This is a genomic window from Methylocystis sp. (genome assembly GCF_051061225.1).
Lineage (GTDB): Bacteria > Pseudomonadota > Alphaproteobacteria > Rhizobiales > Beijerinckiaceae > Methylocystis.
On the sequence record NZ_JBPFEB010000067.1, the window covers coordinates 84,038 to 106,524 of the forward strand.

A 22,487-nucleotide genomic window follows, 5' to 3' on the forward strand; every position below is an offset into this window, starting at 1 on the left:
CATCCGTGATGTTCGCCGGCTCTTGCAACGCCGCCATCGCGCTGCAATCCATCACGCGGCCGTTCAATGTGAGCATGGACATCATCACCTCCTGCGTCGCCTCGGCGCAAGGCAATCTCGCATTCGGCGCCTTCACCATCATATCTGCCCAGATTTCCCGGACGCTTCAGATCGCCGTCAAATGCACGCGCGGCGTCCCCTATCGCGTCGGTCTGGGGGACGGCTCTCATTTCGCCGGCGGAACCCGCAGGATGCAGTCGGCCGCGGGCAATTACGTTACTTACACTTTGACCTATCAGAATGCCCCCTGGGATCTCGCCAACACCGTCTCCGGCGTCGGCGCCGGGGGCAACCAGATTTTCCGGGGCGCCGGCGTCGTGCCGTTGCAGAATTACCGGCCTGGCGTGTTTTCCGACGTCGTCCAGATCGTCGTCTCGTATTGACCCATTCACACTGAAGTCTCGCCTCACGGATCGCGACGACGCGTCGCGCCCGCAGGCGTCTCCTTGGATGGATGCAGCAGGACCGCCGCCTCGCGCGGATCGTTGTCAAGCGCCGCGCGCGCAAAAATGATCAACATGCTTAACCCGGCCTTAAAAACTTGAGCTTAACTGTCAACAGGAATCTTCGGGAGCGTCCTGTTGCAGGAAACTGAAGATGAAGCGGGGAAGTCAATCGGCGCGGCCGGCGACAGCGCCGGCGGTTGCGGCCGTCGCGGTGGGGGCCGGACGGCGATGCGGCTGCGAGGCGCCGTCAAAAGAAACCATCCCAATGGAGGCGATATGAAATATGCGACGTTAGTCTATTCGGGACTGCTGGGTCTTGCCGTGATGGGCGATGCGTCGGGCGCGGCGTTGCAGGTCTCGCCCGTGTCGGTGACGGTGGCGGCGCCGGGCACGACGTCGTCCGTCACCTTGCAAAACATCGACGAGCGCCCTCTGTCGGCGCAATTGCGCATCTACAGGTGGCGTCAGGTCGATGGTCATGACGTCTACGAAGAGACCGACGCCGTCGTGGCGAGCCCGCCGCTCGCGGAGCTGTCCTCCAGACAGAATTACACTGTGCGCATCGTGCGCACCGATCCGACGCCCGTGACGCAGGAAGAAGCGTATCGCCTGATCGTGGATGAATTGCCGGCGCCCAACTCCAGGCCGTCCAGCAACATCACGCTCGCGATGCGTTATTCGATCCCGGTCTTTTTCAGCAACGCCGACTGCGCGCCGCCGAATCTCGTCTGGAGCTTCCACAAGAACAATGGCCGCATTGTTCTCAAACTGCGTAACGACGGGGATCAGCACGTGCGCATCTCGTCGCTCAAGTTGAGAGACGCCAAGGGCGCGACCGTGTCTTTCGGGGGAGGGCTCATCGGCTATGCGCTCGGGCATTCCGAGGTCGAGTTCACCTCGCCCCCGACGAAAGGGTTTTCGGGCGGCTCGGCGACGGTGATCGCCGAGAGCGATCAGGGTCCGATCGATGCCGCGACGGTTGCAGATCACTGACGCGCCCGCCAGGACCCGTTTTTTCCTGTCGCTCCTGATAGGTCTGCTGACGGCCGCGCCCATTGCGGCCGCGGCGCAGGAGGGGCAGGCGCCTCTCGCGGCTGCCGGGAGGTCGCTGCAACTCGAGGTCATCCTGAACGGCCGCCCGCGCAATCTTATTGCTGAATTCGTGCTGGGCGGCGATGGGCGCCTCGCCTCGACGCGCGCCGAACTCGAGGGAATCGGCGTGCGCGCGCCGGGGCAGGGCGATCCGCAAGAGGAGATCGCGCTCGCGGACATCGACGGCCTGACCTATGACTATGACGAACCGGCGCAGAAAATTCGGCGGACTCTCGCGCAGGGCGCCCTGGCCGAGCGCGTGTATGAGGGGCTCCCGAGTCATGAGGCGGCGCAACCATCGTCGCTCGAGGCCTCACTGGGCGGCGTGCTCAACTATCATCTGCGCACATCGGTGATGAAGGACCCGCGCGGGGGCATTGATTATCAGGGCGGGTCGATCCTTCTCGACGGCCGTGTGTTCTCCGAATATGGCACCGTGAAATCGGGCGCGATCGTGGGCTCCACCCTCGCGAACCGATTCACGCAGGTGCGTCTGGACACCAACTGGACGTACGCCGACCCCGAGCGGATGATCAACTATGTCGTCGGCGACACGATCACGTCGGGACCGGCCTGGGCGCGGCCGGCGCGATTGGGCGGCGTGCAGGCGCAGCGCAATTTCGGCCTGCGGCCGGATTTGATCACGGCGGCGCTCCCGTCCATCAGCGGCTCCGCGGCGGCGCCGACTACGGTCGACGTCTACGTCAGCAATACGCTCGCGCTGTCGCAACCGGTCGACGAGGGCCCGTACCGCATCAGCGGCATTCCCGTCTCGGGCAATGGGACGACGCGCATCGTGACCCGCGACGCCACCGGCCGGATCATCGAGACCGCGACGCCTTTCGTCGTGAGCAGCAAAATTCTGAGGAAAGGGTTGTGGGACTGGTCCTTCGAGGCCGGCTTCCCGCGGCAGTATTACGCGCTTCAGTCCGATCATTACGCACGCACGGCGGTCGCGTCGGGCTCCTTGCGCGGCGGCGTCGCGGACTGGGCGACGCTCGAGGCGCATGGCGAAACCTCGTCCTCGGGGCTCGGCAATGCGAGCGCGGGCGCAAATCTGCGCATCCTCGATCGCGCGGTGATGACTCTCGCTGGCGGCGCGAGCTACTGGCGCGGCGACATCGGCGCCCTTGTCTACGGCAGTCTCGAAACGCGTCTCTTCGGAGTGACCGTGTCGCTGTCGTCGCAGCGCTCGTTCGGCCTTTACAACGATCTCGTTTCCGTCACCTCGCCCAACACCAACGTATACGGGCAGTTTCTCTCCCTGAGCTTCCCCTATAATTATTATCCATATTACCCGACCAACGCCTTTTCGGGGGGCTCTTTCCAGGGCTACGCGCGCGCCTTCTACAATAGTCAGCGGCCCGCCCGGGCGCTGGACCGCGCCTCTGTCAGCTTTCCCTTGCCCCTGGACGACAAGACCATGATCAATATCGCGCTGGCCAATGTGTCCCAGGGGCCAGGCGCGCTCAACTCGCAGATGGTCAGCGTCGGCGCGACGCGCACCTTCTTCGACTCGATCACGGGCTATGTCGCGGTCACCTATGATTTCAAGAATCCCTGGCAGCGCAGCGTCTTTGCCGGATTTTCCATGCCGCTCGGCAAGACGGACGGGAGCTCGATCTCCTCGTCCTTCGCCATGCGCGACAAGAATCCGCTGCTGATGGTCGACGCCGGGCGGACGATTGGACAGGAGCCGGGCGCCTGGGGGTGGCGCGTGCGCAACGCGGGGCCTCAGGGCTCGGGCGCCTATCGTGAGGCCTCGCTCGGATACCGTCATGAATATGGTCGGGTCGAGGCCGGGGCGTCCCAGATGGGTCGGCGGCTGGGCGGCTACGCCGAAGCGGAAGGCGCGCTGGCCGCCATTTGGGGCGCCGGCGTTGGTCTCGGCAATCGCATCAGCGACGCTTTCGCGCTGGTGAACGCGGGCGCGCCGGACGTTCTGGTGCTGTCCGAGAACCGGCCGGTCGGGCGGACGAACATGCTGGGCACGCTGCTGGTGCCCAATCTGCGCGCCTTCGAGCAGAATCGGCTGGCGATCGACGTGAAGACCCTGCCCATCGATCGCATGGTCGCCGAGTCGGAACATGTCGTTCGACCCGCGCGCGGCGCCGGCGTCGCCGTGGATTTCGCCGGCAAGCGCCGCCAATCCGGCGTCGTCGTGATCGTCCGGGACGAGAAGGGCGCCTTTCTTCCGGCCGGAACGCGCGTGACCGTCGCCAATTCCGGAGAAGCGCTGATCGTTGGCTATGACGGCCGCCTGTGGGCGCCGAACCCGGAGCCGGACAATGAACTCGTCGCGTCTCTGGGCATGAACGAGTGCCGTGCGCAATTTTCCTATCCGCCGGAGGGTGGCAAGAGCATCCCCGTGGTGTGTCGGTGAAGCCGCGCGCCGCGCATGGGCCGAGGCGCGCGGACCAAAGCTTGTCGGTGCGAAATTATTCAAATACGATATGAACTTGTGCGATGTTCGCGCCTCCCGCAGCTCGACTGGAGCCATCATGCAGGCCTATCTGAAACTGTTTCTCTGTGCGGGGCTCGTCACCGCCCTTGCGAGCGAGGCGGCCGCCGAAGCGGTCTTTGTGCGCAGGCCAATCAAGCCGGGTCCGACAGCGGTGGCTGTGCCCGACGCGGGCGCGCCGGGCGTCGGCGTTCGCCCCGGCCTCGGCGCAGGCGCGCCGGGCGTCGGACTTCAGCGTGGCGTTGGCGTCGGCGCGCGCGGAGTTGGCGTTCGGCCGGGCCTGGGCGCGGGCGCGCCGGGCCCCGGTCTCTGAAGCGATTCCCGGTCTGATGGACTGAGACCGGGCATGACCGCCGCATGTCGGGTCGGTTTGCCGAAGCGCGCCGGAGGGCGTTACATTCTCAGCCTCCCGCGACGCTGAGCCAATAGCGAAGGTCAAGATTGAAAGGCTAGAGCTTTGCCTTGCAATCTTGATCTTGACCATTATCAGCGCCCAAATTGGGCTCCCACAGTTTGGCTGATTCTTGGGAAAGCCTCGACCGACTATGTGCTTATGCTGACTTTTCGCGAGACCGGACAGCTCCAGATAATTCAACGGCCAAGCTTTTCGGCCCGCGTGCGCCTGACATAACCTCGCCCATGACCATCATTCTCTGGGCAAGAGGGGAATTGTAACATGGCCGCGCTTGATCTTACCGCTCTCTCGCTCGTGAAACTGCGAGAGCTCAGTCATCGGGGACCGGAGTCGGGCGCGTGCGGCGTTATAGACTTTAACGCGGTGCTTCTTCTTGTCTCCATGCTGTCGGAGTTTTGCGAACTCTTCGACAACGATATTCAGGAAACGCTCATCCTCGCCCTCATGCAGCGCCAATATTTGCGAGACGCGCTTTCCTACGCCGGCGACGCGCCCGAGCCGAAGACCTTCAAGCTCTCTGATTTGGCGCACAAGCTGGATATTCCGAAGGAAACCGTTCGTCGAAAGCTCGAGTCGCTTGAGGAGCGGGGCTGGATCCGGAAGCAGGGAAGCGCGGGCTGGCAGGTTCAGGAGATCAATGGAAAGCCGGCGATCTGTCTGTGACCGGGTCGCTTGTTCGAGCCTGCGCCCGGCTGGTCATCAAGAAAACCTGCGAGTCGTCGGGCGACTGCATTGCGGCGCTGTCGGTTGCAGTATGCGCAAGCAACGCCGTCCAGTCGACCTGATCGGACGCCGTCAGACCCGGCCCAAAACAGCAGGACGATGCGTCCCAACGCCGTTGGCGCGCGCCGTGGATCAAGCGGCGATGAGTGAGAAAAGCCTCGCATGCTGTGCGAGGCTCTAACGGCAGGGACTGATTTATAGCCTTATTGCGAATGGTGCGCCGAGGAACGAAGAAGCGCAAATATCCATCGAGGCAGGGCAGAGCGGAACTCTGCATCGAATCCGCTCCGAAACCTTTCGACGTCTGCGAAAACGCGACGCGAACATGATCCCCCAGGTTTCCCGCGATTTGTTGGGGCGTTTCCTCGTCTGTCCACGTATGAGGGGCAAAGGGACGGGGGGGGGTCCCGCTGGTTGAAAAATAGCGGGAAGAATGGTGCTGCAAGAGAGGATTGAACTCTCGACCTCTCCCTTACCAAGGGAGTGCTCTACCACTGAGCTACTGCAGCGCTGGTTTCCGCTTGCGGCCCGAGGCCGCGCGGACGAGCGCCTTGTGCCACAGCCCGGCGCGAGTCGCAAGCGGCCGTCGCCTCCAAGCGCCCTTCTTCTTCGCAAGAGGAGATTTTACGAGCTTTCCTCTACGGGTTAACCAAATTTTTACGGCAAAGCTTATGTTGACAAGAACACAACCTAGGGTAGCATTAGCTCAGGATTGATTTGCGAAAGGTTGCACGCCGACCGCGCCCAAATGGATTTTTTCCACGCGGGCGGATCGCAACATCCTGGACCAGGGGGCTGGTCCGACAGGACGATCAAATGGAGGGCTGAGTGGCTGACAAAATTTTGACCGACGAACTTTGGAGCGCCGTAGCGCCGCTTCTCCCCGGAAAAGAGGGAGATCCGGGATGCCACGGACGGGACAACCGCCTGTTTCTCGAAGGCGTGTTCTGGATCGCGCGCACGGGCTCGCCCTGGCGCGATCTGCCGGCGGAATTCGGCAAGTGGTATACAACCTATACGCGATATCACCGATGGGAGAAAAAGGGCGTCTGGCCCCGCGTCATCGAGGCGCTTCAGCGGCATGGGGCCGCGAGCCTGAGCTATGGCGACATGGGCCTGCGCTGGACCGATGCGTCCGCCGGCGCCTCGCCGTCGACCGCCGAGCCTTCGGTCGAGGAGGATCGGGTGGCGGCCTGAGGGCTTCGAGCCGCGATCCGGTCTCTCCGGACCGCGGCTCGCATGATCATTTCGGACCAATGGCGGCCTATTGCGACTGGCTCTGGCTCTGCGTCCCCGCGACGCGGACCCGGACGTCCATCACTTCGCCGCCGCCGCCAGCTCGCGCGCCGCGGATCGGGGCCGCGCTCAGATAGTCCAGCGCGACGGCGAGACGCACATGGCGTTCCCCGGGGGAGACGCCATGCGCCGGATCGAAGCCGACCCAACCCAGGTCCGGCACATGGGCCTCGGCCCAGGCGTGTCCCGCGACCTGCTCGTCCCCGTCGCTGCGCAGATAATAGCCGCTGACATAGCGCGCGGGCGCGCCGATGGCGCGGGCGCAGGCGATGAACAGATGCGCGAAATCCTGACAGACGCCCTTGCCCTGAGCGAAGGACTGGGCCGCTGTCGTGGCCGCGTGGGTCGCGTCCGTATCAAAGGTCATTTTCTCGTGGATGGCCGCGAGCAACGCATGCAGCGCCCCCAGCGCGCTGGTCTCGCGCGCGGTGGCGGCGCGGGCGAACGCGACGATCTCGGGGCCAGGCTCCGTCAGCGGCGTCTGCCGGAGATAGAGCGCCGGCGGAAAGCGCTCCAGCGCGCCGGAGGCGACGCCGGCCGTATCGAACGTGTCGATCTCGCCTTCCACCATGGTCGTGATCGACTCGAGCGGGCCATCGGCCGTGAAACGATGCACGAGATTGCCGAAGGCGTCTTCGGAACCGATCAGCCGACAATCGCGGTCGACGTCGATTCGCCACTGTTTCACATGTTGTCCGTCGAAATTGCGGGGCGTCAGCCGCACATGCTGGATCGCCGATTTCGCGGGCTCCAGGTAGCGGTAGCGTGTTTCGTGCCGGATACGGATGCGCATGATTGGAAGGCCTGACGGAAAAATCGTGAGCGCCGGCGCGACATTCGCCAGGCGCGCCGGAAGCTGTCTGGATGAAACGCGCGGACCGCGCGCGTCAGAAGAGATATTGCTCCGAAATCAGCGCGCCGAGACGGTTGTTCTCGCTGATGAAGCTCTGCACGAATTCATGCAGCCCACCCTGGAAGACGCTTTCCATGGTGAGCGTTTCGAGCTTCCCGTACATGCTGCGCGCTTGACGCTGCGAAACGCCCTGGCGGCCATGCGCGCGCGCGAGATTGTCGAGGTTGCGGACGATGCTCTCGTAGCAGGAGATCAGCGAGCGCGGCATTTCCGGGCGCAGAATCAAGAGGTCGGCGACGAGCCACGGCTTCATGCTGGTGCGATAGACCCAGTGATAGGCGGTGTGCGCCGACACCGCGCGCAAGATCGCCGACCACTGGAAATAATCGAGCGAACCGCCGATGAGCTCCTTCTCCGGCAACAGCACGTGATATTTCACATCGAGCAGGCGCGCCGTATTGTCGGCGCGTTCGACAAAAAGGCCGACGCGCGAAAACCAGTAGGCGTCGTTGCGCAGCATGGTGCGATAGGCGCCGCCGTCATAGGTGAGCGAGGTCTGCTTGACGAATTCGAGGAAGCGCCCGAGCTCGTCGCCGGAACAGGCGCCGCGTCGCGCCTCCATCGCCTTCATCTCCAGATAGGCGCCGTTGATCGCCTCCCACATCTCCACCGTCAGCGCGGTGCGCACGGCGCGCGCGTTGGTGCGCGCAAATTCGATGCAGTTGCGAATCGAGCCCGGGTTTTCGCGCGCGAAGGTGAGGAACTCGACCACATTGGCTTCATTGACCGGCTTGCCGGTCTGTTCGAAGGCCGCCGCCGCCCCGGAGGAGAGCAGCACGCTTTCCCATTCGGTGTCGGCGCCGCCATAGGCTTTCGGCAAGGCCGCGAGCCGGCGCGACGCCTCTATGGCGCGGGCCAGGAAATCCGCGCGTTCCATATAACGCGCGAGCCAGTAGAGATTGTCGGCGGTGCTCGAGAGCATGTGACGTTCCGTTTGCGCGCGCTCGCGCTTGATGTCCTTGCTGATGGTCGCCAGCGGCGCCGGGAGGCGGGGCGCGGCGTCTGCGTCGTGGCTGCGCCGCTCGACGTCGTCGAACCCGTTGAGAGCGTCGAGCATCATGCGGCTCCCATGATGGCGTCGTCGATCACCCATGTGTCCTTGGTGCCGCCGCCCTGGCTGGAGTTCACGACGAGTGACCGCTCGGTCATGGCGACCCGGGTCAGGCCCCCGGGAACGACGCGCACGCCATTGGCGCCCTGCAGCACGAAGGGCCGCAGATCGACATGCCGCGGCGCGATTCCCTGCGCGACGGAAATCGGGCAGGTCGAAAGCGCGAGGGTCGGCTGCGCGATGAAATTGTCGGGCTGCGCTTTGAGCTTGGCGCGGAACTCCTCGATCTGCGCCTTCGAGGCGTGCGGTCCGACGAGCATCCCGTAGCCACCCGAGCCGTTCACCTCCTTCACGACAAGCTCGTCCAGGCGGTCGAGAACATAGGCCAGCGCCTCGGGCTCGCGGCAGCGCCAGGTCGGGACGTTCTGCAGCAGCGGCTCCTCGCCGAGATAGAATCGGATGATGTCGGGCATGTAGGTGTACATCGCCTTGTCGTCGGCGACCCCGGTGCCGACTGCATTGGCGAGCGTCACATTGCCTGCGTGATAGGCGCCGATCAGCCCGGCGACCCCCAGCGCGGAATCCGGGCGGAAGGTCAGCGGATCGAGGAAGTCGTCGTCGATGCGGCGGTAGATGACGTCGACGCGTCGCGGACCTTCCGTCGTGCGCATGTAGACGATGTCGTCCTTGACGAAGAGGTCGCGCCCTTCGACAAGCTCCACGCCCAGCTTGTCGGCGAGGAAGGAGTGCTCGTAATAGGCTGAATTATATTGGCCCGGCGTCATCAGCGCGATGGTCGGCTCATTGCCCGCGCGGAGCGGCGCGACGGAGCGCAGAGTCGCGAGCAGTTCGTCGGGATAGTCCTCGATTGGCGCCACGCGATGCAAGGCGAAGAGGTCCGGGAACAGCCGCATCATGACTTCGCGGTTCTCCAGCATGTAGGAGACGCCGGACGGCGTGCGGGCGTTGTCTTCCAGAACATAGAAGCCGTGATCGTCGGTCCGCACGATGTCGACGCCGGCGATATGGACATAGACGTTGTGCGGCACGCGCCGCCCCGCCATTTCCGGGCAATAGCCCGGATTGCGGTAGACCAGTTCGGCCGGAACCTTGCCGGCCTTGAGAATCTCGCCTGCCCCGTAGATGTCCGCGAGAAACATGTTGAGCGCCGTGACGCGTTGCACCAGGCCGCGCTCCAGCATCGTCCATTCGCTGCGCGCGATGATGCGCGGCAGAATGTCGAAGGGGATGAGCCGCTCGGTGGCCTCCTGGGCGCCATAGACGGCGAAGGTGATGCCGATGCGCCGGAAGAGCAGTTCGGCCTGTTCGCGGCGCGAGGCGAGAAGTTCGGGCGGCGCGCTGGCCAGCCAATGCGCAAGTTTCTGATAGGGAACGCGGGTTGCGCCGTCGGCGCCGCCCATTTCATCGAATTGCGCCACGCGAAGGTCCACGGATCGACGCTCCTCTTATGGCCGGCCGCCGACTGATTTCGGGCGATCCGGCGTCACGCTATGGGAAGAGGAGACAAGAAGCGTGCCAGTTGCGCGCCGCGCTGTTGATCACAGGCTGTCACAGGCGTCACACAAAGGCGTTTTATTGAGGACAGCGAGGGCTTGACCGACCATGTGATTGACCGGACGCCCGTTGCTGCGCGAGACGTCTGACATGAAAGCGATGCGACGAGCGGCTCTCGTTCCGCAGGCGCGGCGCGTCATGCGCGGCGCGTCGCTCTGCGTCCTGATGGCGCCGGCCGCGGCGCCCGCCGCGGATGCGCCGCCGGCCTACGACTGGGCGGGACTCTACCTCGGCACGAGCCTGGGGGCGGGCTTTCCGCTGCGCGGCCAGGAGCGCCTGCAAGCGATCAGCGGCTCAAACGGGCCGGCCCATGATCTTTATCCCCCCTCGCTGACGCGGCCGGGCGTCGCCGTCGGCGCGCAGGCAGGCTATAACTGGCAAAGCGGGCGGCTCGTCTGGGGGGTGGAGACGGATTTCAGTCTCCTTGACGGCCGCCGCCCGCCGGTCGGCGCGTTTCCAGCTTCTCCGGCCAATCCTCAATCACCGTTTTTTTCCTTGAATTTCTGGCCGAGCGCCACGTTCTTCGCCAGTCTTCGCGGCCGCGCCGGCGTCGCCTTTGATCGCGCGCTGGTCTATCTGACGGGCGGCGTGGCGGCCGGCGGCGCGCGCGGCCCCGGCGCGCTCTCGATCGCGGGAACGGACTTTGTCGCTGGTTCCTCGCAATCTTCACGCATGAAATATGCATTGGGCGGCGGGTTCGAATATGCCTTCGCGCGCGACTGGTCAGCGCGCGCTGAATATCTGTTCCTCAGCCAGTCGCTCAACACGCAGATCTTCGACGATGGGGCGGGCGACGCCTATGCGTCGCGGATCAGGAACGAGAACCATATCGCCCGATTCGGCCTCAATTATCATTTCGGCGAGGAAAACAGGATCCAGGGCGCCATCCAATACGGCTCGCAGCAGCACAACGGCCATAATGGCGGGGCCGACGAAGGTGACAAGGAGGAGCAGTACAGCGTCCACGGCCAGACGACCGGCGTCGCGCAGGCCTATCCCAAATTTCCGGCGGCCTATGATGGTCCCAACAGCTTTCCCTCGCGCGGAAAGGCCGATGTTGGCTCGACCTCCAACATCTTCATGGGGCTCAGGCTTTGGGACGGCGGCGCGGTCTATCTCAATCCGGAGATCGACCTTGGTTACGGCCTCGCCAATTCGGTCGGCGCGGCCTCCTATGTGGACGGGGCGGTCGCCAAGGTGGGGCGCGCGGCGCCCTATATGCGCTTCCAGCGCTATTTCCTGCGCCAGATCATCGGTCTTGACGGCTCGGCCACGGAAGCCTCGTCGGATGAAGGCGGGCGCAACGAAGTTCTGGAGTCGACGCAAAACCAGATTTCGGGCCGTGTGGACCGGGATCGCATCATCGTCACGCTGGGAAAATTCGCCGTGGGCGACGTCTTCGACGACAATGTCTATGCGCACGATCCCACGACCGGCTTTCTCAATTTCGCCTTCAACACGATGGGCGCCTTCGATTACGCCGCCGATTCCTGGGGCTATACACATGGGCTGGCGGTGGAATGGAAACAGGACTGGTGGACGGCGCGCGGCGGCGTATTCCAGCTCTCGACCGTGCCCAACGGCGAGGATATCGAGCCCGTGCTGTTTCGGCAGTCTATGGGTGTCGCCGAATTCGAGGCGCGCTATAATATTCTCGGCCAGCCGGGCGCGATCAAATTTCTGACCTTCGCCGACAACGGCTATCTGAGCAAGGTGGGAGACGACATCCGCTACGCCTTCGCGACCGGCGAATTTCCGCCGACAGTGGAGGCGGTGCGCAAACGGTCGACGAAGACGGGCGGCGGCGTCAACATCAAGCAGCAACTGGCGCCCAATCTCGGGTTTTTCCTGCGCGCCAGCATGGCCGACGGGCGCTTCGAGACCGTCGATTACACCGATATTGACCGCAGCGTGGCCTTTGGTCTGGTGGCCGGGGGCGCCCTCTGGGGACGCGACGACGACGAAATCGGAGCAGCGGCGGCCTTCAGCGGCCTGAGCGGCCCGCGCGTCAATTACTTCTCGCTTGGCGGACTGAGCGTCTATATCGGCGACGGAGCTCTCGCCTATGGCGGCGAGAAGAATCTGGAGACCTATTACAAACTAGGCTTCGGCAAGAACCTCGACGCGACCTTTGATTATCAGCTGATCGTCAATCCGGCGCACAACAGCGCGCGCGGGCCGGTCAATGTGTTCGGCCTGAGATTGCGGGCGGCGTTCTAGCCGGGGCCATCATTTCGCTGAGCGCAAATAATCTCGAAGCCTGTCGTCGAACTCGGGGAAATAGTGGGAAATCACGGGCAGATCGAAGCGGGCGAGGATCGACTCCTTGGGCTCGCGGTCGAGCAGGAAACGAAAGGCCGCCACGACCAGGGCCTCGGGAGCCGCGCCTTTGGCGAGCCGCGCATGGTCTTTCTCGGACAGCGTCACGCGATGGCGCGTCTCGCCCGTCGCCTCACGCAGGATCACGTCGAACACAAGCGGATCGCCCTCGCCCGCGCGCGTCGCCTCGATCGTCGCGGTCACAACAGCGCCTCGATGTCCGTCTCGATGGCTTGCGGCGTGTCGGTGGGGGCATAGCGCTTCCTGACCTTGCCAGCGCGGTCGACGAGAAACTTGGTGAAATTCCACTTGATGGCTTCGGATCCCAAAAGCCCCGGCGCCTCGTGCTTCAGCAGCTTGTAGAGGGGATGCGCCGTCTCGCCGTTGACGTCGATCCTGGCGAACATGGGGAAACGCACGCCATATGTCGCGTCGCAGAAAGCGGCGATCTCGCTGTCCGAGCCGGGCTCCTGCGCGCCAAACTGGTTGCAGGGGAATCCGAGGACGGCGAAGCCCCTGTCAGCGAATTTTTCGTAAAGCGCTTCGAGGCCCTTGTATTGGGGCGTGAAACCGCATTTGCTGGCGACATTGACGATCAGCAGAACCTTCCCCGCGAAGTCGCGCAGGGGTCTCGTCTCGCCCGTGATGGTTTTCGCTTCGATGTTGTAAAGCGTCATGCGCGCCACTCCTGTTGGCGGAGAGGCTCGCATATTTTCGCGTGTCAGGCCACAAGAGTGTCCGTCGCGGGCTGTTCGGCTGCGCCCTCCTCCAGCCCATATTCCTTCATCTTGCGATAGAGTGTCGAGCGGCCGATGCCGAGTCGGCGCGCAATTTCCGACATCTGCCCCCGGTAATGGGCGAGGGCGAAGCGGATCGTTTCCTTCTCGAGCTCGTCGAGCTTGCGCATGTCCCCGCCGGGGGCGAGCAGCGGCAGCACATGGGGGTCGCGAATCTCGACGCGCACGATCTCGCGCTCGCGGGGCATGTCCGCAACGGGCGCCAGCGCCGGCACGGGCGGCACGCGCACGTCGAAGCCTTCGACATGGGCCGCGATCTGCGGAAATTCGGCGACGGTCAGCTCGTCGCCCTCCGCGAGGACCACCGCGCGGAAGACGGTGTTCTCGAGCTGACGCACATTGCCAGGCCAGTGATAACTCGCCAGCAGCGCCAGCGTCTCGGCGGTGAGACCGCGAATATTGCGGCCTTCCTCGGCGGCGAAACGCGCCGTGAAGCGGCGCGCCAGATCGGCGATGTCCTCGCGGCGCGAGCGCAGCGGCGGCACGCTGATCGGAAAGACGTTGAGACGATAGAAGAGGTCTTCCCGAAACTGGCCTTTCTTGACCAGCTCGATGAGATTCTGATTGGTCGCCGAGACGATGCGGATGTCGACGCGCACGGGGCGCCTCGCTCCGACCGGATCGATTTCCCCCTCCTGCAGCGCGCGCAGCAGCTTCACCTGAATGTCGAGCGGCAATTCTCCGATCTCGTCGAGAAAGAGCGTGCCGCCGTTGGCTTCGAGAAATTTGCCGGCGTGCTTCTCCGTGGCGCCGGTGAACGCGCCTTTCTCGTGGCCGAAGAGAATGGATTCCACGAGATTCGCGGGCAGCGCGCCGCAATTCACCGTGACGAAGGGCTTGCCCTTGCGGTCCGAGGCGCCCTGAATGGCGCGCGCGATCAGCTCCTTGCCGACGCCGGATTCGCCTTCGATCAGCACCGGAATGCTGGAATGGGCCGCGCGCTCGCCGAGGCGGATGACGCGCGCCATGTCGGCGCTGCGCGAGACCAGATCCTTGAAGGTGAGGCTTCCCTGCGCGCGCCGGCTGATGCGGCGGATTTCGCCCGCGAGCGCGTGCGCCGAAAGGGCGTTCTTGATCGAAATCTGCAAGCGCTCGGCGCCGACCGGCTTGACCACGAAGTCATGGGCGCCGGCGCGCATCGCGGAGATCACCGCCTCGATCGATCCATGCGCGGTCTGCACGATGACCGGCGTCGCATGACGTGCGTCACGCAGACGGGTCAGAATGCCCATCCCGTCCAGATCGGGCATGACGAGATCGAGGATGAGCAGCGCAACGGGCGCCGCGCCCGGCCGCGTGAGCCGCGCCAACGCCTCTTCGCCGCCGTCCACTGTCTCCGCTTCGTAACCGAAGCGCCTGACCATGGCCTCCAGAAGGCGGCGTTGCACCGGATCGTCGTCGGCAATCAAGATCGTGGAGGTCATGGCGTCCCTGGGCCCGGTTGGAAGCGCTCCGTCCGGGTCGATGTGTCAGCAACCCATCGTTGCTAATCAGGGTAAAGGGCGCGTTAACCGCGCGAAATTTTTTGCCTCACTATGAGGCGTAAGGCTTTTTGCGAACTGAAGAAATTTAAACGCGACCTTAACCATTCGCCTTTCCCCCCGGACGGCCGTCTCCGCGCGCCTTGATCGCACTTGGCCTTTGCCCATATGAAAACCCATTGGCCGCACGGGCCTTGAGCAACGCTTTGGACATCGCCATGCGCTTTTTTCCACGCCCCGTCCTGTCGCCGGCCGAAGCCGCCGCGGGGTTCTCCGAGACTCTCCCCGAATGGAATCTGGCCGATCTCTATGAAGGGACGGACAGCCCGAAGCTCAAAGCCGATCTTTCCCGCATGGGACAGGAGGTCGCGGCCTTCTCGGGCGACTATCGCGGCAAGCTCGCGGCGCTCGCGCAAGCCGACGACGCCAGCGCGACGCTGGGCGCGGCGGTGGCGCGCTATGAGGCGCTTCAGGACCTGCTGGGCCGGCTGATGTCCTACGCCGGGCTTCTCTACAGCGGCGACACGACCGATCCGGCGCGCGCCAAATTCTACGGCGACGTGCAGGAGAAGGTGACCAACGCCTCGGCGCAGCTTCTCTTCTTCCAGCTTGAACTCAATCGGCTCGACGACGCGACGCTGGAGGCCGTCGCCGCCAAGGCACCGCTCTCGCGCTGGAAGCCCTGGCTCGAAGACATTCGCAAGGAAAAGCCCTATGAGCTCGACGACCGGCTCGAGGAGCTGTTCCACGAAAAATACATATCCGGCGCCGCCGCCTGGAACCGGCTCTTCGACGAAACCATCGCCTCGCTGCGCTTCAAGGTTGGCGGAGAGGAACTCGCGATCGAGCCCGTCCTCAATCTCATGCAGGACCCAAGGGAGGACAGGCGGCGCGAAGCCGCCCAGGCGATCGGCGCGACGCTGAAGACGAATCTGCGGACCTTCTCGCTCATCACCAACACGCTGGCCAAGGACAAGGAAATCTCGGACCGCTGGCGGGGCTTCAAGGACGTGGCGGATTCGCGCCATCTCTCCAATCGCGTCGAGCCCGAGGTGGTCGAGGCGCTGGCGACGGCCGTCGCCGACGCCCATCCGCGCCTGTCGCACCGCTACTACAAACTGAAGGCCAAATGGTTCGGCAAGGACGCGCTCGATTACTGGGATCGCAGCGCGCCGCTCCCGCAGACGCCCTCGAAGCGCTACTCCTGGGACGAAGCGCGCACGATCGTGCTCTCCGCCTATGACCGCTTCGCGCCGCGCATGGCTCAGATCGCCGGGGACTTCTTCGACAAGCGCTGGATCGACGCGCCGGTGCGGCCGGGCAAGGCGCCGGGCGCCTTCTCGCATCCGACCGTGCCCTCCGCGCACCCTTATGTTCTGCTCAATTATCAGGGCAAGACGCGGGACGTGATGACGCTGGCCCATGAGCTTGGCCACGGCGTGCATCAGGTGCTCGCCGCGCGGCAGGGCGCGCTGATGGCGCCGACTCCGCTGACGCTGGCGGAAACCGCCTCGGTCTTCGGCGAGATGCTGACCTTCCGCGCCCTGCTCGCGCAGGCCCCGGACAAGGCCCAGCGCCGGGCGCTGCTCGCCTCCAAGGTCGAGGACATGATCAATACGGTGGTGCGGCAGATGGCGTTCTACGCCTTCGAGCGCAAGGTGCACACGGAACGCCGCAACGGCGAACTCACCGCCGACCAGATCTGCGACATCTGGATGAGCGTGCAGGGCGACAGCCTCGGGCCGTCGATCCGGCTGGGGCCGGGATATGAGACCTTCTGGGCCTATATCCCGCATTTCATCCATTCGCCCTTCTATGTCTACGCCTACGCCTTCGGCGACTGTCTGGTGAACTCGCTCTACGGCGTCTATCAGAAGGCGCATGAAGGTTTCGCGGAGCGTTACTTCGCCCTGCTCGAAGCGGGCGGCGCCAAGCCTTACGACGAACTCCTCAAGCCCTTCGGACTCGACGCCCGCGACCCGGCCTTCTGGAGCATCGGGCTCGACATGATCGACGGGCTGATCACCGAACTGGAGGCGATGGAGGAGGCGTAAGGCCGAACGCCGCCCCGACGACGGCCACGCCCCTTTTCTCAAAAAAGGGGGCGTGGCGCCGCGCTGCGATTCTCGGGCGCGACGGCGGCGGTCAAATCGCTTAATACCAAGGCATGAACCGCCTTTTCAGACCGCCGACGTCTTCGGCATCGACCCGACTGCGCGGCCTTGCCGGGCGCCGCGGCGTCCTGACGGCGCAGGATGTCGTCTCCGGCGTGGTCGCGCCGGTCGTGATCATCGCGACGTCCCTGAGCTATTCGGCGCTGATCTTCTCCGGCCCGCTCGCGGCCTATCTTCCCATCGGCATCGGCTCTGGCCTGATCGGCGCGGGGCTGGGCGCGATCCTCTTCGCGACGCTCAGCGGCCTGCCCTTCGCCGTCGCCGCGCCCGACTCCAAGGCGATCGCCGTGCTGGCCTCCATGGCCGCGCTGATCGCCACGCATCTCCTGTCGCAGGGGCGCCCCGAACAAGTCGGCCCCACGGCCCTCGCCGCCGTGATCGCGGGATCGCTCGTCGTCGGCGTCACCTCCTACGCCTTCGGCGTGCTGAAGCTCGGCCGCTGGATTCGCTTCCTGCCCTATCCTGTGATCGGCGGCTTCATGGCCGCCTCGGGCTGGTTCCTGACCAGCGGCGCGATCCGCATTCTCACCCGCGAGCCCCTGTCGCTGAAGCTTCTATCCGACGTCGCCTCGGGGCGCCATATGGGGCCGCTCGCCGTCGGCGCGCTGCTCGCGGCGGCGCTGGCGCGGGCCCAGCGCGCCCGCCATCCGCTCGCCTTTCCGGCCCTGCTGGTTCTGGGGACCTCGGCCATTCCGCTGGCGCTCTTCGTTCTTGGCGTGCCCGCTCCGCAGGCGCGGGAGGCCGGCTGGCTGCTGCATTTGCCCGAATCGTCCTCGGTGTCATCGCCCGCCGTGTGGCTCTATGGCGCGGCCGGGCTGATCGACTGGCGCGAAATCCTTCGTTACAGCGGCGATTATCTCGCCCTGATCACCGTGACCGTGGCCACTCTGTTGCTGAGCATCATGGCGATCGAGGTGGAGGCCAACGCCGAAGTCGATCTCGACCAGGAGCTTAAGGTCAACGGCGCCGCAAACGCGGTCGCGGGCCTTGCGGGCGGCACGGTGGGAACGCTCTCGGTCAGTCGGACGCTGTTCGGCTACAAGACAGGCGCCCGCTCGCGCGGCGGCGGGCTGATTGCGGGGCTGTTGTGCCTCTTGCCGCTCGCCTTCGGCCCCGCCCCGCTCGGCTATGTTCCCGTCCCCATGCTGGGCGCGCTCCTGCTTCAGCTCGGCGTCGCCATGCTCGACGAATGGCTGATCAGGGGCTGGCGCAGCATGCAGCGCGCCGACTATCTGCAACTCATCGCCATCTTCCTCACCATCGCCTGTTTCGATTTCGTGGCGGGCGTGGGGGTGGGCGTGATCGCCGCCTGCCTCACCTTCGCCGTCAACACCAGCCGCGTGCGGCTGGTGAAACTCGGCATGGACCGCAGCAATTTCGCCAGCCGCGTTGATCGGCCCAACTATCACGCCGAGACGCTGCGCCGTCAGGGCGCGGGCATTCAGATCATGTGGCTGCACGGATTCATCTTCTTCGGCAGCGCCCACAACCTCTTGATGCATATCAAGGAGACGGTGCGCGGCGAAAAGGGGGGCTGCCGCAGCCTGATCCTCGATTTCCGGCAGGTGCTCGGGATCGATTATTCGGCGGTGATGACCCTGCTGAAGCTGCGTCATTTCGCCGAGCGCGAGGGCTTCGAGCTGGTCTTTTCGGACTTGCCCGCCAATGTCGCGCATTCGCTGCTGAAAGGCGGCCTGCTCGCCCGGGCGAATTTCCTCCATGTCTTCCCCAACCTCGACGCAGCGCTGGAATGGTGTGAGGACAGGCTGCTCGCCGCTTCCACCGATCTGGAGGAGGGCCGGCGCTCCACCGAGGAATGGCTCAAGGCGGAGCTTGGCGCGCCGGAGCTGCTCGCGGGGCTGAAGCGCTATTATACGGCCATCGATCTTCAGCCGGGCGACTACGTCTTCCGGCAGGGCGATCCCGGCGACAGCCTGTTTCTGCTGTCGTCGGGTCGCGTGACCATTCTGTTCCACGCGCCGGACGGGCACGACGTGCGTCTGCGCAGCATGCTGAGCCACACGCTGCTGGGCGAGATGGGGCTTTATCGGGACATGCCGCGCGGCGCCTCAGTTCTCGTCGACGAGCCGACCGTGGTGTATCGCTTCACCAATGAGGCGATGGCGCGCATGGAGCGGGAGGCGCCGGCGCTGGCCCACGCCTTCCACCGTTTCGTGGTGCGCACGCTGGCCTCGCGCCTCGATTTCGCCAATCGTGAAGTGGCCGGCCTCCAGCGCTGAAGACGGGAGTCGCGCCGCGCGCGTCAGACGCGCTCGAGCTCGCGGACCTCTTCCGCATGTTCGGGCGTCTGGCCGTCGAGCAGACAGCTCACCGTCACGTCGCCCATGACGTTGATCGCCGTGCGGCAACGGTCGAGAAACCAGTCCACGGTCAGCAGCATGGCGATATATTCGGTGGGCAGGCCGACGGATTTGAAGACCAGCGTCATGGTGACGAGGCCGGCTTCGGGAATGCCGGCCGCGCCCACCGAGGCCACGATCGAGGTCAGCACGACGGTGATCTGCTGGCCGAGCGTGAGATTGAGGCCGATGAGCTGCGCGACGAACAGCGCCGACATGGCCTCGTACAGCGCGGTGCCGTCATTGTTGAAATTCGAGCCGACCAGCGCGCCGAGACTGGCCGAATGCTCCCTGAGCTTCACGTTCTGGCGCAGGCAGCGGTAGGTGACGGGCATGGTCGCGGTGGAGCTTGCCGTTGAAAACGCCATGGTCAGCGCGTCACGCACGCCGATCAGCAGCGCCGCCGGACGAACCCAGGACCCGAGCCGCACCCGCAGCAGGTAATAGCACGCCTGCAACAGCAGCCCGACAAGCACGGCCACGACGAAGCCGCCGAGCGCGGCGAAATCGCTGAAGCCCTTGGCGCCGACGATGCTCGCGACCACTCCGAAGACGGCGAACGGCACGACTTCCACCACCGCTTCGAGGATGACGACCAGGCTCCGCAGCCCGACGTGCACCAGATCCTCCACCGTGCGGATCGGATGGTGCTTCAGCTGACGCAGCGCCACGCCGAAGGCGAGCGCGATCATGATCACGGCGATGACTTTGCCGTCGTCGCCGAAGGGGCCGCCGAGACTGCGCGGCACGCTGTCGAGAAACTGGCTGACTGGATCGGACGCGACGGCGGCGGCTTTGGCCATCTCCGGCGGCGGCCCGGCCTTCACCCATGTTCCCGGCTGAAGGACATTGGCGACGCTGAGGCCGATGCCGATCGCCGCGAGCGTGTTGACGAGCAGCAGCGTGATCAGGCGAAAGGTTTGTCCGCCGCCGAGCGGCGCGCTCATCAGTGCATGGACGATCGCGAGAAGAATCAACGGCGGCGCGAGGGCGCCGAGGACGCGCAGCACCAGTTTCGCCGGCGTTGCGAGGGGCAGGGCGCTGGCGCCAAGCGCTGTCCCGGCGAGGACGCCCAGCAGGACGGCGGCGAGGATGCGCGCGTAAAGGGGCGTCGCGCGCCACCAGACGAGCCAGCGCGGCCCGGTCTCGATGCGCTTCTCTTGCGATGACGACAAGGGGAAATGTCCTTCTCAGCGCGGGGAGGGGGTGCGCCCAGGCGCATGCGGCGCCGTGGGCGTGGCTTTGGATGTTGACCAACAACCAATAGCCGAGGCGGCCGCTGATGAAAATGGCCGGCCCGTACCCTCGCGTTGAATGGAAAGCGGCGCCGTTGGACGGACGGCGCCGCTCGCAGTCAGAACTCCACCCAGTCATTGTCGGCGGGGGCGTCCTGAATCTTCCTGGCGGCGGCGCGGCCGGCGCCGGCGACCGCCTTCAGCGCCGGCTGGGCGCGCGCCGCCTCGCGCGCCGGCCGCTCGTCCATCGCCTCGGCGAGCCTGAAGCTCGCGATGGAGGAAATGAGCGCCTCGGTTTCGCGCCTGAGATTATGCGTCGCGGCCGTGGTCTCCTCGACCATGGCGGCGTTTTTCTGCACGTCCTGATCCATCTGCGCGACGGCGGTGTTGACCTGCTGCAGGGAGGTCGCCTGCTCGCTGGCGCCGACGGCGATTTCGGAGACGATCTTGTCGATCTGGGCGACGGCGGCGACGATCCGCTCCAGCGCCCGTCCGGCTTCGACGACGAGCGTCACGCCTTCGCCGACCTCCTGCGTCGAGGATGAGATCAGGCTCTTGATCTCCTTCGCCGCTTCGGCGCTGCGCTGCGCCAGCGCGCGCACTTCGGAGGCGACGACGGCGAAGCCCTTGCCGGCTTCGCCGGCGCGCGCCGCCTCGACGCCCGCATTGAGGGCGAGCAGGTTGGTCTGGAACGCGATCTCGTCGATGACGCCAATGATCTGCGCGATATTTTGCGAGGATCGGTCGATGCGATTGATGGCCTCCACCGCCTGCCGGACGACCTCGCCGCTTTTTTCGGCGTCGGCCTTGGTGGAGGAGACGACTTCGCTCGCATGCTGCGCGCCGTTGGCGGTCTTCCCGACCGTCGTCGTGATCTCCGAGATCGCCGCGACGGTCTCCTCGATGCTGGCGGCCTGTTGCTCGGTCCGGCGGGACAGATCATCCGCGGCGCTGGTGATTTCCATGGTGGCGCGGCCGATGAGGCTGGCGCCGCCCGCCACATGGCGAATCGCGCGTTCGAGCTGCGCCATCGCCGCGTTGAAATCCTCCTGCAGGCGGGTGTAGGCCTTCGGGAGCTGATCCCTCATGCGGTGCGTGAGATCCCGTTGCGAGAGGCTCTTGAGTCCGCGGCCGATCGATTGCGCCACGGCGTCGCGCTCATTCTGGAGCAGACGGCCTTCGGAGGCGCGATGTTCGGTCTCGACACGCTCCCGCTCCTCGGCGGCGCGATCTTCGGCGGCCCTGTGCGCGAGGCTGCTCTGTCGCAGGCTGTGCAGGGCGCGCGCCATGTCCCCGACTTCATCGCCGCGATGCAGCCCGGCCACCCCGACGATCAGATTTTCGTTGGCCACCTGCTTCATCTGATCGGCCAGCGCGAGAATGGGGGCGACAATCGCCGTTCTCGTGAGCCAGAGCGACGAGGCGACGCCGACGACAATGGCGACGAGCGCGGCGGCGATCATCAGCCAGATGGCGGCGCTCGCGCCGCCGCGCAGATCGACCGCCTCCTGGCGCAGCGCGGCGAGCTGCTGATCGCAGAAGGCCGACATGTCCGCGTCGAGCCTCTGGAGCTTCGCGTCCACCGCGTCCAGCAGGCGCGCGGCCTTCGCCAGCTGATCCAGTTCGACGGGCTTGAGGCTGGTGCCGGCGTTCAGGCCGGGCGCGGCGATGCCCATCGACGCGGGCCGCGCGGCCTCATCCGCGATGGCGCGGATCCGCTCCGAGAACTCCGTCAGCTCGGTCGCATGCTCCGGCCAGATGGCCGCGACTTCCGTGAGCAGCGCCTGCGCGAGCGCCGGCGATTTGTGGAAGGACTCCTGCGCGGCGACGGATTGCGGATTGTCCGCCTGAAAGTCGAGGACCACATGCGTCGCATAGCCGATCTCGGCGGCGAGCCGACTTGCCCGCGCCACCTTGAACAGACCTTCGTTGGAACGCTCCACCAGAGAGGCGTATTCGCCCTTCATCGCGTGCAGACGATGGGTCCCAAGACCGAGAACCATCATGAACAGCAGCGTGAGCACGCCGATCGGGATGAGCGTTTTAACGCCGAGCTTCATATTGTCGAGATCGACTCTCATCTGAGCTT

General features: G+C 65.2%; 17 protein-coding genes and 1 tRNA gene. 9 read left to right on the forward strand and 9 right to left on the reverse strand.

Translation table 11 applies throughout. The features are described 5' to 3' along the window. Positions 1 to 8: 8 nt before the first annotated feature. The 5 genes from ACR652_RS12310 to ACR652_RS12330 all read left to right on the forward strand — a co-directional run bounded on the left by ACR652_RS12310 (position 9) and on the right by ACR652_RS12330 (position 5,137). Positions 9 to 443 carry a Csu type fimbrial protein gene (locus tag ACR652_RS12310; RefSeq protein ID WP_434506778.1) on the forward strand — a complete coding sequence of 145 codons (435 nt, stop codon included), beginning with the start codon at positions 9 to 11 and terminating at the stop codon, positions 441 to 443. Between the two features lie 339 nt (positions 444 to 782). Further along, complete coding sequence (locus ACR652_RS12315; protein WP_434506779.1) at positions 783 to 1,499, forward strand: fimbrial biogenesis chaperone; 717 nt, start codon at positions 783 to 785, stop codon at positions 1,497 to 1,499. After that, positions 1,474 to 3,981 (forward strand): fimbria/pilus outer membrane usher protein, encoded by a 2,508-nt coding sequence (locus ACR652_RS12320; RefSeq protein WP_434506780.1) that lies wholly within the window; start codon positions 1,474 to 1,476, stop codon positions 3,979 to 3,981. The genes ACR652_RS12315 and ACR652_RS12320 overlap by 26 nt, the downstream gene beginning before the upstream one ends. Before the next feature lie 118 nt (positions 3,982 to 4,099). After that, on the forward strand, positions 4,100 to 4,372 hold the full coding sequence (locus tag ACR652_RS12325) for a hypothetical protein (protein ID WP_434506781.1): 273 nt from the start codon (positions 4,100 to 4,102) through the stop codon (positions 4,370 to 4,372). Between the two features lie 363 nt (positions 4,373 to 4,735). Then, positions 4,736 to 5,137, forward strand: coding sequence for a helix-turn-helix domain-containing protein (locus tag ACR652_RS12330; RefSeq protein ID WP_434506782.1), 402 nt, complete (start codon positions 4,736 to 4,738; stop codon positions 5,135 to 5,137). Positions 5,138 to 5,631: 494 nt separating this feature from the next. Here ACR652_RS12330 and ACR652_RS12335 read toward each other — a convergent pair. Next, positions 5,632 to 5,706 (reverse strand) — tRNA-Thr (locus ACR652_RS12335). 319 nt (positions 5,707 to 6,025) lie between these two features. Here ACR652_RS12335 and ACR652_RS12340 point away from each other — a divergent pair. Beyond that, positions 6,026 to 6,394 (forward strand): transposase, encoded by a 369-nt coding sequence (locus tag ACR652_RS12340; RefSeq protein WP_434506783.1) that lies wholly within the window; start codon positions 6,026 to 6,028, stop codon positions 6,392 to 6,394. A gap of 67 nt (positions 6,395 to 6,461) precedes the next feature. Here the strand turns inward: ACR652_RS12340 and ACR652_RS12345 are convergent, their stop codons facing one another. The 3 genes from ACR652_RS12345 to ACR652_RS12355 all read right to left on the reverse strand — a co-directional run bounded on the left by ACR652_RS12345 (position 6,462) and on the right by ACR652_RS12355 (position 9,908). Beyond that, on the reverse strand, positions 6,462 to 7,286 hold the full coding sequence (locus tag ACR652_RS12345; RefSeq protein ID WP_434506784.1) for a transglutaminase family protein: 825 nt from the start codon (positions 7,284 to 7,286) through the stop codon (positions 6,462 to 6,464). Positions 7,287 to 7,380: 94 nt separating this feature from the next. Continuing rightward, positions 7,381 to 8,328, reverse strand: coding sequence for an alpha-E domain-containing protein (locus ACR652_RS12350; protein WP_434506813.1), 948 nt, complete (start codon positions 8,326 to 8,328; stop codon positions 7,381 to 7,383). A 134-nt stretch (positions 8,329 to 8,462) separates the two neighbouring features. Next, positions 8,463 to 9,908: a circularly permuted type 2 ATP-grasp protein gene (locus ACR652_RS12355; RefSeq protein WP_434506785.1), complete on the reverse strand. Its 1,446-nt coding sequence runs from the start codon at positions 9,906 to 9,908 to the stop codon at positions 8,463 to 8,465. Positions 9,909 to 10,122: 214 nt separating this feature from the next. Here ACR652_RS12355 and ACR652_RS12360 point away from each other — a divergent pair, with 214 nt between their 5' ends. Next, positions 10,123 to 12,252, forward strand: a complete 2,130-nt coding sequence (locus ACR652_RS12360) for a carbohydrate porin (protein WP_434506786.1) — start codon at positions 10,123 to 10,125, stop codon at positions 12,250 to 12,252. Between the two features lie 9 nt (positions 12,253 to 12,261). Here ACR652_RS12360 and ACR652_RS12365 read toward each other — a convergent pair whose 3' ends face one another. The 3 genes from ACR652_RS12365 to ACR652_RS12375 are packed head-to-tail and all read right to left on the reverse strand — an operon-like array spanning position 12,262 to position 14,572. Next, positions 12,262 to 12,555 (reverse strand): hypothetical protein, encoded by a 294-nt coding sequence (locus ACR652_RS12365; protein ID WP_434506787.1) that lies wholly within the window; start codon positions 12,553 to 12,555, stop codon positions 12,262 to 12,264. Then, positions 12,552 to 13,028 carry a glutathione peroxidase gene (locus ACR652_RS12370; protein ID WP_434506788.1) on the reverse strand — a complete coding sequence of 159 codons (477 nt, stop codon included), beginning with the start codon at positions 13,026 to 13,028 and terminating at the stop codon, positions 12,552 to 12,554. The genes ACR652_RS12365 and ACR652_RS12370 overlap by 4 nt, the downstream gene beginning before the upstream one ends. 44 nt (positions 13,029 to 13,072) lie before the next feature. After that, the gene (locus tag ACR652_RS12375; RefSeq protein WP_434506789.1) at positions 13,073 to 14,572 is read right to left on the reverse strand and encodes a sigma-54-dependent transcriptional regulator; all 1,500 of its coding nucleotides are present in this window, start codon (positions 14,570 to 14,572) and stop codon (positions 13,073 to 13,075) included. Positions 14,573 to 14,847: 275 nt separating this feature from the next. Between ACR652_RS12375 and ACR652_RS12380 the strand changes: the two genes are divergently transcribed. Both ACR652_RS12380 and ACR652_RS12385 read left to right on the forward strand, forming a co-directional pair. Further along, the gene (locus ACR652_RS12380) at positions 14,848 to 16,683 is read left to right on the forward strand and encodes a M3 family oligoendopeptidase (RefSeq protein WP_434506790.1); all 1,836 of its coding nucleotides are present in this window, start codon (positions 14,848 to 14,850) and stop codon (positions 16,681 to 16,683) included. A 113-nt stretch (positions 16,684 to 16,796) separates the two neighbouring features. Next, positions 16,797 to 19,043 (forward strand): SulP family inorganic anion transporter, encoded by a 2,247-nt coding sequence (locus tag ACR652_RS12385; protein WP_434506791.1) that lies wholly within the window; start codon positions 16,797 to 16,799, stop codon positions 19,041 to 19,043. Between the two features lie 23 nt (positions 19,044 to 19,066). On the opposite strand, the gene ACR652_RS12390 is transcribed toward ACR652_RS12385, so the two are convergent. Together ACR652_RS12390 and ACR652_RS12395 are read right to left on the reverse strand one after the other, a co-directional pair. Then, positions 19,067 to 20,338 carry a dicarboxylate/amino acid:cation symporter gene (locus ACR652_RS12390; RefSeq protein WP_434506792.1) on the reverse strand — a complete coding sequence of 424 codons (1,272 nt, stop codon included), beginning with the start codon at positions 20,336 to 20,338 and terminating at the stop codon, positions 19,067 to 19,069. A 179-nt stretch (positions 20,339 to 20,517) separates the two neighbouring features. Continuing rightward, positions 20,518 to 22,479 (reverse strand): methyl-accepting chemotaxis protein, encoded by a 1,962-nt coding sequence (locus ACR652_RS12395; protein WP_434506793.1) that lies wholly within the window; start codon positions 22,477 to 22,479, stop codon positions 20,518 to 20,520. Between the last annotated feature and the right edge of the window lie 8 nt (positions 22,480 to 22,487).

Excerpts from the sequence above, each read along its gene's own strand:
- ACR652_RS12310 (WP_434506778.1), top strand. The coding sequence starts at position 9 with ATGTTCGCCGGCTCTTGCAACGCCGCCATCGCGCTGCAATCCATCACG.
- ACR652_RS12315 (WP_434506779.1), top strand. The coding sequence starts at position 783 with ATGAAATATGCGACGTTAGTCTATTCGGGACTGCTGGGTCTTGCCGTG.
- ACR652_RS12320 (WP_434506780.1), top strand. The coding sequence starts at position 1,474 with ATGCCGCGACGGTTGCAGATCACTGACGCGCCCGCCAGGACCCGTTTT.
- ACR652_RS12325 (WP_434506781.1), top strand. The coding sequence starts at position 4,100 with ATGCAGGCCTATCTGAAACTGTTTCTCTGTGCGGGGCTCGTCACCGCC.
- ACR652_RS12330 (WP_434506782.1), top strand. The coding sequence starts at position 4,736 with ATGGCCGCGCTTGATCTTACCGCTCTCTCGCTCGTGAAACTGCGAGAG.
- ACR652_RS12345 (WP_434506784.1), bottom strand. The coding sequence starts at position 7,286 with ATGCGCATCCGTATCCGGCACGAAACACGCTACCGCTACCTGGAGCCC.
- ACR652_RS12350 (WP_434506813.1), bottom strand. The coding sequence starts at position 8,328 with ATGCTCTCGAGCACCGCCGACAATCTCTACTGGCTCGCGCGTTATATG.
- ACR652_RS12360 (WP_434506786.1), top strand. The coding sequence starts at position 10,123 with ATGAAAGCGATGCGACGAGCGGCTCTCGTTCCGCAGGCGCGGCGCGTC.
- ACR652_RS12370 (WP_434506788.1), bottom strand. The coding sequence starts at position 13,028 with ATGACGCTTTACAACATCGAAGCGAAAACCATCACGGGCGAGACGAGA.
- ACR652_RS12375 (WP_434506789.1), bottom strand. The coding sequence starts at position 14,572 with ATGACCTCCACGATCTTGATTGCCGACGACGATCCGGTGCAACGCCGC.
- ACR652_RS12380 (WP_434506790.1), top strand. The coding sequence starts at position 14,848 with ATGCGCTTTTTTCCACGCCCCGTCCTGTCGCCGGCCGAAGCCGCCGCG.
- ACR652_RS12385 (WP_434506791.1), top strand. The coding sequence starts at position 16,797 with ATGAACCGCCTTTTCAGACCGCCGACGTCTTCGGCATCGACCCGACTG.
- ACR652_RS12395 (WP_434506793.1), bottom strand. The coding sequence starts at position 22,479 with ATGAGAGTCGATCTCGACAATATGAAGCTCGGCGTTAAAACGCTCATC.